General features: G+C 40.3%; 9 protein-coding genes. All 9 read right to left on the bottom strand.

Annotation, left to right across the window (positions count from 1 at the left end; all coding sequences use genetic code 11):
• Nucleotides 1-305 precede the first annotated feature (305 nt).
• The 9 genes from ACXYSK_RS02345 to ACXYSK_RS02305 are packed head-to-tail and all read right to left on the bottom strand — an operon-like array spanning nucleotide 306 to nucleotide 12,078.
• Entirely contained in the window at nucleotides 306-1,187 is an 882-nt protein-coding gene (locus tag ACXYSK_RS02345) for a peptidoglycan amidohydrolase family protein (RefSeq protein ID WP_458624886.1), read from the bottom strand.
• Between the two features lie 19 nt (nucleotides 1,188-1,206).
• Nucleotides 1,207-2,775, bottom strand: coding sequence for a collagen-like protein (locus ACXYSK_RS02340; protein ID WP_458624885.1), 1,569 nt, complete (start codon nucleotides 2,773-2,775; stop codon nucleotides 1,207-1,209).
• Nucleotides 2,776-2,831: 56 nt separating this feature from the next.
• Nucleotides 2,832-3,164 carry a phage holin gene (locus tag ACXYSK_RS02335; RefSeq protein WP_458624884.1) on the bottom strand — a complete coding sequence of 111 codons (333 nt, stop codon included), beginning with the start codon at nucleotides 3,162-3,164 and terminating at the stop codon, nucleotides 2,832-2,834.
• Nucleotides 3,151-3,612, bottom strand: coding sequence for a phage holin family protein (locus ACXYSK_RS02330; RefSeq protein ID WP_458624883.1), 462 nt, complete (start codon nucleotides 3,610-3,612; stop codon nucleotides 3,151-3,153). The genes ACXYSK_RS02335 and ACXYSK_RS02330 overlap by 14 nt, the downstream gene beginning before the upstream one ends.
• A gap of 11 nt (nucleotides 3,613-3,623) precedes the next feature.
• Nucleotides 3,624-4,247 (bottom strand): hypothetical protein, encoded by a 624-nt coding sequence (locus ACXYSK_RS02325; RefSeq protein ID WP_458624882.1) that lies wholly within the window; start codon nucleotides 4,245-4,247, stop codon nucleotides 3,624-3,626.
• The gene (locus tag ACXYSK_RS02320) at nucleotides 4,237-4,446 is read right to left on the bottom strand and encodes a hypothetical protein (RefSeq protein ID WP_458624881.1); all 210 of its coding nucleotides are present in this window, start codon (nucleotides 4,444-4,446) and stop codon (nucleotides 4,237-4,239) included. The genes ACXYSK_RS02325 and ACXYSK_RS02320 overlap by 11 nt, the downstream gene beginning before the upstream one ends.
• Nucleotides 4,439-8,338, bottom strand: a complete 3,900-nt coding sequence (locus ACXYSK_RS02315) for a phage tail spike protein (RefSeq protein ID WP_458624880.1) — start codon at nucleotides 8,336-8,338, stop codon at nucleotides 4,439-4,441. The genes ACXYSK_RS02320 and ACXYSK_RS02315 overlap by 8 nt, the downstream gene beginning before the upstream one ends.
• On the bottom strand, nucleotides 8,339-9,061 hold the full coding sequence (locus tag ACXYSK_RS02310) for a phage tail protein (protein WP_458624879.1): 723 nt from the start codon (nucleotides 9,059-9,061) through the stop codon (nucleotides 8,339-8,341).
• Complete coding sequence (locus ACXYSK_RS02305; RefSeq protein ID WP_458624878.1) at nucleotides 9,058-12,078, bottom strand: phage tail tape measure protein; 3,021 nt, start codon at nucleotides 12,076-12,078, stop codon at nucleotides 9,058-9,060. The genes ACXYSK_RS02310 and ACXYSK_RS02305 overlap by 4 nt, the downstream gene beginning before the upstream one ends.
• Between the last annotated feature and the right edge of the window lie 41 nt (nucleotides 12,079-12,119).

Genomic DNA, 12,119 nt, shown 5'->3' with positions numbered 1-12,119 from the left:
TAAATATGGGTACCAAACTGGGTACCAAAACAAAAAATAGGCTTTCCGAAAATCTCGGAAAGCCTTATTTAATGGTGTATAGAGCGATTATTTAGCGATCGGGTAAACAGAAACTTGTTTTATAAATATAGGAAGAAAAAATGTTAAATAGTATTCAAAGTTTGTTAAATAAAGAAAGTTTAGAGGTATTCAGATGCTAAAAAAATACATAAAAAACAATTCTGGGTACCAAAATGGGTACCAAAACAAAAAACCGCCAGCCAAAGCCAGCGGTTGAGTGTAATTAAATTTTTGTTCTTTCTATTTTATTTTGTAGTAATCAAGCCATCTGGTTCAACTGTGAACTCAGGCTTATCAGCAAGTGTGCCGTCTGGAAGTAGCAAGTACCAGCCGTCATTATATTTAATGAAGCAATCGGATTTCATTTCGCCATTGACTGCATCGAGGTAGTACCACTTATCGTAGTATTTAACCCAGCCAGTAACCATAGCACCATCTCTACTGAAATAATACCATTTGTCATTGATTTTATTCCAATCAGTAGCCATTTCCCCTGACTTGTCAAAGTAGTACCATGTGCCGTCAGGGCGTTGTTTCCATTTATTAGAGAGCATATAACCGCTCTCATCAAAATAGTACCATGTACCGTCAATTTTCTCAAATTGGTCTTTAGGATATGAGCCGTTAGCTCTAGCGTACCAGTAGCCCTTATCATCCGACTGCCAGCCTTTTTTAGGTGCTTCAGGTTGAGCGTCTGGATTGGTTAAGCGGTAAGCGTAAAAATAAGGTTGACCTGCTGCATTCCAGATGGCATCATGATTGTTAACTGTGATACCATTCCGTGCATAGTTACAATGAATGATATTGTCTGAGTCAACGAACATACCCGTATGACCACCAGCGCCAGCTGAATATCCACGTCTTCCGTAGATGAAGATATCCCCACGCTGTGCATTCCATTCTTGGTTTTCAGCAATAAGCTCATAACCGTTTTTAATAAGCCAGTCGTGCTCATACTCAGTATTTACTGCCCATCCAGCAGATACTGCTCCAGCGCTCCTCAAAGCGTAGTAGACTGAGCTTGAACAGTCATAGCTATCAGGACCGTCACGGTATTCCATACTGTAATAGACTTGTCCTTCACGTTCACGCATCCATGCAATAGCTGTTTCAATATTGATTGTCATTTATATTTTTCCTTTCATATTATGGTAAAACACCAGGCCATGGTTCGCTAGTTAAGTAAGAGATAGAACTTACACGGATATCTCCGATGTCTCTATCCGTTGGCACTGGGTCAGTGAATTGAAAACGTAGCATATTGCTATCCCCAGCACCGCCTAAGTACCAAGTCCCATAGGAGACACCTTTATCGTTGTAAATGTTTCCTATTAAAGACCCTTCAGAGCGAAAACCAACAGGAACACCACCAAGTCCTAGAATGTAACAGTTTCTTTCCCTGTCGCTCCCTTGAGCCTCGTATCCTACGCCACCTCTACGAATGACACCAAACCAACCCCAGCTTAGCCCACCGAATTGGTATGTTACGGTGTCATTTTTGCGTCGAACTTTTAGATATGAGTTTCCGAGTTTAGACTTAATATTCAACGTTCTCCAACCAGTATCACCAGTCAATACTTCCCATCCTTGATTTCCGCTTCCTTGTCTCTTTATCCACTTGAGAGCTCCACTTGTAACAGCGGTATCAACGTAAGTAGTCCCGACTGGTGCGGTTACTTTACCGTTAGGAAAGCCCGTTCCGTGGATTTCATACTCATTAATTTGTCCAGTATTCCCGCTTGTTGAAGTAGGTAGGGTTACGTTGCCACCACCATCAGATAAGATGAGGGTGTTCCCTTCGATACTCAATTTTTGAGGAATTCCTACACCATCACGACCGTCAGCACCTTTAGGACCTGTAAGTCCAATAGGCCCTTGAGGTCCAGCAGGCCCTTGTTCCCCACGCTCACCCTTTGGTCCGATTTGTCCGTCTTGCCCTCGTTCCCCTTGGATACCTTGTAAACCTTGAGGGCCTTGTAAACCGTCAGCACCTCTAGGTCCAACATCACCTTGTGGACCACGTTCGCCAGGCTCTCCTTTATCTCCTTTTGGTCCAGGAGTTAGTGAGATATTGCGTAATTCGTCCTTAGTAGCAAACTGACTTGTGTCAATATTAGACTTGTTTTCTAAGACCTCTACACGCTGTTTTAAGGCGCTATCGTCATACACGGTATCTTTATCCGTCTTTGTCTTTAGCACTCCAATATCGGCTGAAATATGGCTTAATTCACTACGTAAATTGCTATCGTCATAAGTTCCGCCTTGCTCTTTGATTTTTGCAAAGAGTTCGTCCAATTCTTGTTTAGTTACAACATCCTTAACGTTAACAATTCGCCCTGATTCACGTTCAATAAGTGGTTGCTTGACTGCTTTATCAATCTCACTTACATGGACATTAAATATAAAGCTATATACATCCGCTGACTGCTCTACTTTTTCAAAGTAGATGTAGCCAATAACGGATTCATCCGTAGTGATTAGCGATGTATCGAATTGAACCGTAAACGAATTATCTTCGATTACTGCTTCTACTTCTTGATATCGCTTGGTGGATTTGAAATAGAATAAGCAGATTACCTTGGTAGCGGTCAAATTATCGAGCGTAAACTTGAATTCAGCGATACCTTTATCTTTGCTATAAAATTCTTGATAAAGCCTGTCAATGTCTCTGTTGTTGGCTGAAACGGTTAATCTCTTTTCAATAACCTTCTTCAAGTGCTACCTCCTTTCCTTATTTAAAAAAGAAAGAGAACCCTTTGGGGTTCTCTGATTTATTTTTCAGACCAAGCATCATTCATCTGCTTGACAGCTGACTCTACGAAGGTATCGAGGTCACTGTCAGTCATGCTGATATTGTATTTTTTAAGCTCTGCACGGATTTTAGTTCGTGCTTGTTCCAGTTTTTCTTCACCTTTGTATCCAGTTTCAGCAGATACCTGCTCAACCGCATTGACTGCATTCTTAGCAAGAATTTCAACAATCTTGATTGTTTTCTCTCCACCTTTTTGAACGAGGTATTCTTTGACAGCTTTAACTGCGATACCTACCAAGATAACAAGGATGCTGATAGCACCGTTAAGTAAAATTTCATTAATTTGTTGCATCGTCTTTCTCCTTCACTTCAAGTTCTACTTCTACTTTGTCTTTTTGGTCTATATTTACCAATAACTGCCCGATTTTACGAGCGTTGTCTTTCTTTAGCTGGTTAATGTAAGGCTTCAAAAATTCAGGGAATGCAAGACCGATAATTTCCCAATTTTCAATCACTGAAAACAGATAATTGAATGAGAAAAACATAGTCCAAGCAATCCCAAAACTACGAAAACCAAGAGAACGGGCATACATAGCTACAAGTAAGATAACAACAAACACAATGAAATGTCTAATCAATCCCATTGTTCCGACCTTGCTATCAAATCGCTTGGTCTTAAATGCCTTGATATATCCTGTCACGATATCTAAAATCATCAACCAAAAAAAGAAATGAATGTAGGGGCTATATGAAAGATTTTTGAGGTGTTCTAATAATTCATGAAACGCTAAATCTTGCATAAGCTACCTCCTTAGATATGGTCTACATCACTTCGTGGTGCAGTCCATTCCAAGACTTCGACAAGACCGTCTGTTGTTGGTTGACCTTTAAGCTGTTCAACTGTTTGACCGTTATACTCAAACTCACGCTTGATATATACGAACACATACTTACCTTCGCTGTTTGTTTCAACATGATTAGGGTCTTCTAAAAATAGTAAGTCATTCTCAAAATAAGTTTGTCCACTTAACAAAGGTGGCATAAATGAAGCAAGCTCTTTGTAAGCAGCGCCGACTGGAATCCCAATTTTAGCTACAATCAAGGAAAGAATTCGAATCGCTTTGTTAAGAGTAGTAGATGTTTCTTGTTGTTGTTTAACAAGTTTAGATAATTCGTCTTGTTTGGTCTTAGTTGTTTCTAATTCTTGTTGAGCCTTAACGACTGCATTCGCTGGGTCCAATTCAGCTTTAACGATATCTAATACTGCTTGAATAAGCACATCATCTTGGTCTTGTGTACGGTCTCCCACAAGCTCACGTTGGTTGGTACTGTAACGGTTGCCATCTTGTAAGCGAATTTCTACAACGGTTGTAGTTTTGTCCCCAAAACCACGAATGTAAGGTTTAGTTGCTAGTGTGTAGTTGTTAATTGCCATTTGCCATTTGTCCTTTCAATTGTTCAAATTTAGCTTTAAGTTCTTCATCTGAATTGATGATTTTATTGATTTGTTCGAGCTCCAAAGCCGTAGTTGTGTATAGTGCTTCAAATGTTGCTGATTTAGTAGCTTCTTGACCTAATTTCTCTGAAAGAGAATTTACTACTAAACGGCTGATTTGTTGGTCTTGTTCATTCATGTTGTTTTTTCCAACCTTTCAATTTTTGATTTAATTCTTGAATAGCCTTAATGAGATAAGGTACAAGTTCGAATGTGCGATATGAATAAGCACCGTCTGGATTTTTATAAAAAGCTTCTGGTGCATATCTTTGAACATCTTGAGCCATGATACCGCAAGAGATATCCTCGACTTTGTCATCGTATTCCTTACGATATGAGTAGGTTTTAAGGTTCTCGATAACATCAAGTGCTGAGATCTTGCTATCTTGAATGTTTGTCTTATATCTACGGTCTGAAATTTCTTTATTAAGAGGGATCCAATCTGTTTGTTCTTCGTTAAATCCATAAAAATATAGATAACCTTTATATTTGTCAAGCTTTTTGAATGCAGGAGAATACATCCAGTAACCACCTGTTTTATCTTTTTCATTGACATAGTAGATATTACCTCCTACTCGGAGGTTTCCATGGATAACTGGTGTATTGTAAAAATGAGCAGTATTATGACAATACATTTCACCAATACGTGTCACATACCAAGCATTAATATCAGGTTTATCCCAGTTATCCCCCCAGTTAACCCAAAGAGCAGTTTGCCCCCATTTTGTGCCACCATTACTCATACCAACTGCGAATTGGTTAATACCAGTTAGCCAATATGTACTTGGGTCTTTATCGTGCGTACCGAATTGGAATCCACCGATACGACCCTTATAACCTTCAAGTAAGGTTGCTGAGACTACAACTGACCGTAGTTTGTTGATAAAAGCTGTTTTAGCAGCAAGCGTATCCGTAAAAACATCGCTAGATACAAGCTTCTTCGCTAGAGCAGTATCAAATATCAGCTTGTCTGCTGCAATCGAATTTGAGCGAATGATGTCAGTGTTCAGAGTTCCTATTCTGGCATCTCCCACGAACAATCTCTTAAAATACCCGTCTATAGCCGTGATTTCGTCTAGTAGCGTTCTACCTTTAAGTCGAATTTTAGCAGCTTCAATCAGAATATTATTGCTATTCAGATTGATTTGTGAAGCGATTGCTCCAGCGTTGGTCAATGTTTGGATAGCGTAGGAATCAAAGAGTTGTGACACCTTTGTTTGAGTTACAAGGTCTTGCGTTGAAGTATCATCCTTGAAATCTTGCGGAGGTGTTTCGCCACGAACTAATGACACCTTCCCAATCGCTACTGTCCCGTTCTTCATCAACCAAATTTCAAGAGGGAATTCTCTTCCTTTAGTCGATGATTTCTGGACTGTCATCGTACCTGTGATGATTTGAATACCAGTTTTTGTAAAGGTAACGCTATCAGATGCAAGACCGCCATCTTCTGCCCACAGTTCGATACCAAGAGGGGCATCTGGCAACACATCCACCCATGCCTCTATGCGGTAACTAAGCTTTTCACCCTCAGTAAATGTAGATGTAGTAAGTGGCAATGCGAATCCATGATAGACTACGTTGGTATTACCAGCATTTGTGATCCGTAGCAATTTAGTGCCAGCTTGTACTTTGATAACATTCGCATCTTCTTGTTTCTTCTTCCACTTGCTGAAATTGGTTGGGTCGAATACAAGATTATAACTACTTCCAGTGATTTTTTTGACTTCAGTCTGAAAAATTTGACTAGACATAACAAGCCTTGAAGCGTTATCTGCCACACCTTGCTCAGTCGTACCTAAAATTCGCTCATATAGCTGACTTGTCTCTTTGACACGCTGGAAATCGCTCTGGTCAACTTTGCCACTTATTTGAGCAGAAATCGTAGCAAAACGACCATCCGATGTTTCTTTGTATTCAGCTAACTTTTGTGTGACTTGTGTTCGTACTGCCTCAATAGGCTCTGCTGAGTCTTCGGGTGCTGGTTGCCATTTACGGTCATTTGTCCCCTCGTAAAAATCCAGCTCAGTCATGAACATACCAGACCAACCATTTGGATTTCCTGTGTATTCAAATACTAGATAACCATTATCAAAATCACCGATATTTAATTTTAACGAATGTTTAACGGCTTGATGTGAACTGAAAGCGGGTGAACCAGTCTTGTCAAAAAGCGTCTGAATCTCGTCATAGTCTTGATTAGCAGAGTCTTTTTTTCGTTTCCGTAGAGTTATTCTTACCCTTGCCGTGTTTGCGTCAAAGGCTAGAAAATTCAATGTATAATCAGTATTTTTCTTGAAAATAAAACGCGGGCTATTTACTACCGCTCCATTTTCCAGTGAAAACATTCGTTTTTGACCGTTTAAGTAAAAATGGTGTGATAGGAATTTGAATTTGCTAGGATCACCGTTCCAGTATTTCAAGCCATCATCTGCCCTCGAATTTCGGAGCATATTCGGGCCCCCTTGCGTTACTTTTTCAGCAATCTGACTAGCTAAGCTTGTAAACCGCCCGTCTATACCTTGTTTGTAATCGGCTAGTTTTGCTTCATTGTCTCTTGTGAAATCTTGGAAGCGTTGCGTAATTTGACTTTGTGTTTCTTCTCTCGAATAGCGTTTTAAATCAGCGACAGCACTCGTTAGTTTATCTTCTTGCCTGTTAACTCTAGCAGCCATTGAAGCAAATTTGATTTGATTTTCACTAGCGATATGCTTTGCTTCATCTGCTAGTTCATATCCTGCTCTTACTTTGGCAAGTGCCTCTTCTGCTTTTTTCTTTGCTTCGTCGAATCCTTCTGGACTAAACTCGTGAAATCGTCTGTCGATTTCGTCTGATAGAGCACGCTTGTTCTCTTCTGCTTTTGCTTTGGCGAGTTCGACACCGTCCAAAATTTCCTGTCTCAACAATCCAGCTTGATGATCAAAGGCTAAGTCAGCATTTTGAAGAGCCTTTTCAAGGGCGATTTCTTGAGCTGATTCTGTCACACCAATTATTGCATCAGCTGCGTTAGATAGCCCGCCAGAAGATCTAGAACCGCCAGTTCCCGCCTTATCATCGAAAGTCAGAGAGATGTACTCTTCTTTTAAGGCATCAAATTCATAAGCAATAGCTTTCTTGAATGCATCGACATTGTGTTTTCGACTCTTGATATTGACCGTATCACCCATGTGAACAACTTGTCCATCAAGTTCATAGGCTTCAATTTTGATAGCATCAGAAACTTTGTCAATACCTTGATTCGTAAATTTAGCTTGTGCCCACTTCTTTAACTCTTCAACGGTCTTTGCGTTGTTGTTCTCATATTCTTTCTCATTTATGTAAGGATATGAGTTAATAAGAGGGCTGTCAACCGTAACCTTGAGAGTCGTTTCTGTTTCTGCGCCTTCAGGTTTAAAAGTTGATTTAGCATGGATTCTTGTGACAACATTCTGACTATTTCTTGTACGTTGATAATCCTTCAGATTCTTGTGTGTTGTAATAACAACACCACGATTCTCACCACGATTTTTTTTGACAGTCATTGCAAAGTTATCACGAACTAGCTCACCTTCCCACGTTCCAACGATACTATGCTTTCCATCGAGCAATACAGAGTAAAGAGTTTCTGTTTCGGTCGTGTTGAAGGTTCTACGTTCCTGGATATCGCTATTGAAAGAAAAATCTCCCAAAGCTGTTTTTGTATTTTGAACCATGCGGGAAAGAGCCATATCACAGCTCTGACTACTCACGCTTAATGGTGTTATAGACCGTTGCATTATATCGTCTGAGATGTGATAGGCTGTTATTTCTAAGTAGTCATTGTGTTCGACAGGTGTTTTGATGCGGAAAAGCTGAGCACCGAGAACAGGAGTTGGTGCTTTTATCAACATATCTTCTTGAATGAGTTGATAAATTTCTGAGTCAGAAATAGGGTATTTCACAGTTAAGGTGAAATCTCCATTCATGGTCTCTTTAACAATCGCTGAAGTCGCTTCATGAAGTGGCTCTCCGTTCCAGCGCACGGTTCTTACATCTTTGTCAAGTAAATAAAGCAATTATGCCCACCCCCAAACCGTCTCGATTTCAAGCGATTGAATACCAGTACCTAGAACGACACCGACATTTTTCAGTTTTGAGGGATCAACAGTAATAAAATCTCCTGACCATTTAACTGATTTTCCTGTCGTGGTCTTAAAGCTTGGATTATCTGGATTGTTGACCATCACAAGCGATTCTGAGAGTTTTTCAAGACGAATAACCTGACCAGCGATTGTAAATGAAGTCTCAGTAGCACTCTGTCCAACAATTGTGATTTTAGGGAAGGCAAGAGCAGACCCTTGAGTAGTTAAAACTCCGTTTCCTGTCAATCTTTGTGTGTCAGTGGTTTTGAAATATTTTGTAGGGTGGCAAGTGAATGTTACTTTCGTCATATACAACCCAGGTTGTGTTTCTTCAAGGTCACTAGCATTGGCCTTATAACACCAGAGTCGGGTTGTTTTGACTCGCTCGCTTTCTAACCAAAATTTTTCACGAATAAAAAGGGTCATGAACTGATTCATCTGTTCTTCAGTTGGTTTAACTAAATAAATCGTATAAGATTTTTGAACTAATTTACGATGTTTGTTGGTCTGAACAATCGCTCCGCTAATGCCACCATGCTCTAAAAGTTCCGTCTTACTTTCTCCTAATGCAACTGAAGGAGGATCGTGGACGATAACCTTAAAAGGAAAAGACGATGTTCTTACACCGTCAATAATCAATTCATTGTGTTTTATCATGCCATACCTCCTCTCAATTGGGTTCTACGTTGGATTTCATCGGCAATTCGTTGAGCAACCTGGTCAGCAATTCTAGCGATGTCTGCTTCTTCTCTGACAACATTACCAGTTATTGTGATGTTGATGTTTGTTGGATTTTCACCCATCGTTTGAGCAATACCTCGACCAATCGCGCCAAGTGTTCTTTCATTAAGTGGCAATACCGCTTCATTTCCAGCTTCGCCACCAACCATCATATTATTTCCGTTCATACCAAATAAGGTCGGTTTCGTCATGATACCGCCTTTAGCATACCACTCGATACCAATTCTAGGTATTTGACCTTTTAGCCAATCGAGCGGATTTGCTGAACCACTTACTGAAAAGTGAGGTAGTGGAATATGTGGCCAACTAATGCTGAAATTAAATAGTCCTTTGATAGCATCGATTGCAGAACTTACAAGGTCTTTGGCTCCGTTTATAGCATTCCCGATTGAATCCTTGATTCCATTCCAAACATTTGAAACAGTGTTTGAAATACCATTTAATACATTTGAAATTGTACTTGAAATTCCATTCCAGACATTTGAAATTGTACTTGAAATGGCGTTTATCGTATTTGAAATGTACGATTGGATAGCTGTGAAGATGGTCTGAACAACATTTTGGATAGCATCCCATACAGTTGAGAACACTCCTTTGATTGTTTCCCATGCTCCTGACCAGTCACCTGTGATGATCTGCATGACTGCTTTGATGATGCCTAAAACAACATTGATTGCAGTTTCAACTACTGTCTTGATGACTTCCCAAGCGGTCGTGATGACCAGTTGGATATTCGCCCATGCTCCCTCGATTAATGGACCTAAGAAAGTCATGACTGCATCAATTACGGTTTGGATAGCATTCCAGACTGTTTCTACACTCGCACGAATGAGTTCTTGGTTTTCTGTCCACCAACTGACAACCACTCCAAACATACTCATGATGAAGTTAGAAACTTCACTAACAACCCTGTTGATGACTTCCATGATAGCATTCCAGACGGTCATTACCGCCTCTCTGAACCCTTCGTTCGTTTCCCAGAGGTACTTGATACCAATTACGATCGCTGCAATAGCGGCAACAATTAAAGCAGCGATACCAATAATGGGTGCGGCTGCTGCAATCATCGCTCCAATGGATGTTCCAAGCGCGACTGCTGCTGCTTGTAAGGTTAAGAATATCGGGACTAGAATACCAGCAACTGTGACTACCCCTCCTAAAATCACGATAAATTCTTTAACAGGTCCAGGTAAACCACTGAACCACTCTGCTATATCTTTGACCATGTTTCCAAGCACTTCAAAGATAGGTGCTAGAGTTTCAGCGATTGCTGCGCCTAGTTCTGACATAGCTAGCGTAACTGAGTTTTGTGCTGTTTTAAATTTGTCAATAGGATCCAGAGTTGCTTCAAAGGTTTTAGAAACTGAACCTACTGAATTTTCAGCTGCTTCGGAGAATGTTTGAAAATCAAATGCTCCACGCTTGATTGCATCAATCATTTGAGGGGCTTTTTTAGCACCAAAAATTTCCATAGCGAGCCCCATTGCTTCAGTTTCGCTAGTTGTGTTCTTTATCTTATCGATGGTTTCGACAAGTCCCTCTTTCAGAGTCTTACCCTTCTTAGCGTAGGATCCTGCCGCTTTCGTTAGTCCTGACAAAGCACTTGAAGCATCTACACCGCTTGTTTCAAATTGTCCAAGCAATGCAACACCTTCCTCAAATGAGAGGCCTAGCATTTTAATTTGTGGTGCTCCTTCAATAGCTTTCTTCATCAAGTCATCGACTGACACACCTGTTGATTGAGCTGTGTATGTTGTAGAGTCTAGGACTTTCTCTAAATCACTGGTTGATAACTCGTAAGCTTCCAAGGCTTTACTTGCTGAAATAGTTGAATTAGTAATGTCTGTACCGTTAATTTCAGCAAACTTTATCATTTCGATGGATGCATCTTTTAGTGCGTCACCAGTTAATCCAAACTGTGTATTAACCTCTCCGACTGCTTCACCAGCCTTGCTGAAATCGGTTGGGATAGTCGTTGCGATGCTTGAAGCAATATCTTGCATTTCTTTCAAGCTGTCCCCAGTTGCACCAGTCTTAGTCACGATAGTGTCCATGCCTTCGTCAACTTGTCTGAAGGCTTCTAATGCACTTTTCCCAAAATCCACAAGCTTCTGACTGATGTCTGCTAGTTTTTCTGAAAATTGGTTTAATAGTTCGGCTTTTAGGAGGTTATTCGTTTCAGCCAGGTTTCCAGCTGCTTGTTTGCCAGCACTACCCAAATTCTTCATTTCTTGAGAAAGATTTGAATACGATGCTTTAGCTTGGTTCAGTTGTGCTTCCATTTTGTTAGCTTCAACTGAATTCTCTCCATACTCTTGCTTAGTTAACTCTAACTGCTTTTCAAGATTTTCAATCTGTTTAGCAACGATAGAGGATTGTGCACCGACCTTTTTCTGTGCCAGAGCTAGTTTTTCGGATTCGCTAGCGTTAGCACCTAACTGGCTTTCTTGTAGTTTGAATGAACTTACAACTTTTTCAGACTCACTAGCAAGGCGATTTTGCTCTTTCTGTAAGTTCTGAAGCTGACTCTTATTGCTTTGAGTGGCATTGCCATTTTCTGCTAGTGCTTGGTTGACATTAGCAAGTTTTCCTTCGTAACCTTTAAGGACATTCTTAGTGGTTTCAACTTCACGTTGAAATGCTCGGTACTGATCAGCACCGATGTTTCCACTCTTGAATTGTTGCTCGACCTGAGATTGTGCTTGTCTTAGGGTCTCTAGTTTCTCTTTGGTTGTAGAAACTTGTTTTTGTAAAAGCTCTTGCTTTTGAGTCAATAGAGTGACATTCCCTGTATCAAATTTTAAGGCTTTGTCAATCTGTCTTAATTCTTGTGTTGCATCTGTTGCAGCCTTATTGACATTTTTGAGTGCCTTTTGTAAGGGTTGCGTGTCTCCATCAATTTCAATCTTGATGCCTTTAATATTTCCTGCCATGTTTCCTCCTTTCTCTAAAAAATAAAAAGCGCTGAGAGAAC

It is taken from the genome of Streptococcus sp. V919, assembly GCF_054353475.1.
Note: the sequence above shows the minus strand (reverse complement) of the source record. Positions and strands in the feature narration are given on the sequence as shown.

Bases quoted from the DNA above. Each gene is read 5' to 3' on its own strand.
- ACXYSK_RS02345 (WP_458624886.1), bottom strand. From the start codon at position 1,187: ATGACAATCAATATTGAAACAGCTATTGCATGGATGCGTGAACGTGAA.
- ACXYSK_RS02335 (WP_458624884.1), bottom strand. From the start codon at position 3,164: ATGCAACAAATTAATGAAATTTTACTTAACGGTGCTATCAGCATCCTT.
- ACXYSK_RS02330 (WP_458624883.1), bottom strand. From the start codon at position 3,612: ATGCAAGATTTAGCGTTTCATGAATTATTAGAACACCTCAAAAATCTT.
- ACXYSK_RS02325 (WP_458624882.1), bottom strand. From the start codon at position 4,247: ATGGCAATTAACAACTACACACTAGCAACTAAACCTTACATTCGTGGT.
- ACXYSK_RS02320 (WP_458624881.1), bottom strand. From the start codon at position 4,446: ATGAATGAACAAGACCAACAAATCAGCCGTTTAGTAGTAAATTCTCTT.
- ACXYSK_RS02310 (WP_458624879.1), bottom strand. From the start codon at position 9,061: ATGATAAAACACAATGAATTGATTATTGACGGTGTAAGAACATCGTCT.
- ACXYSK_RS02305 (WP_458624878.1), bottom strand. From the start codon at position 12,078: ATGGCAGGAAATATTAAAGGCATCAAGATTGAAATTGATGGAGACACG.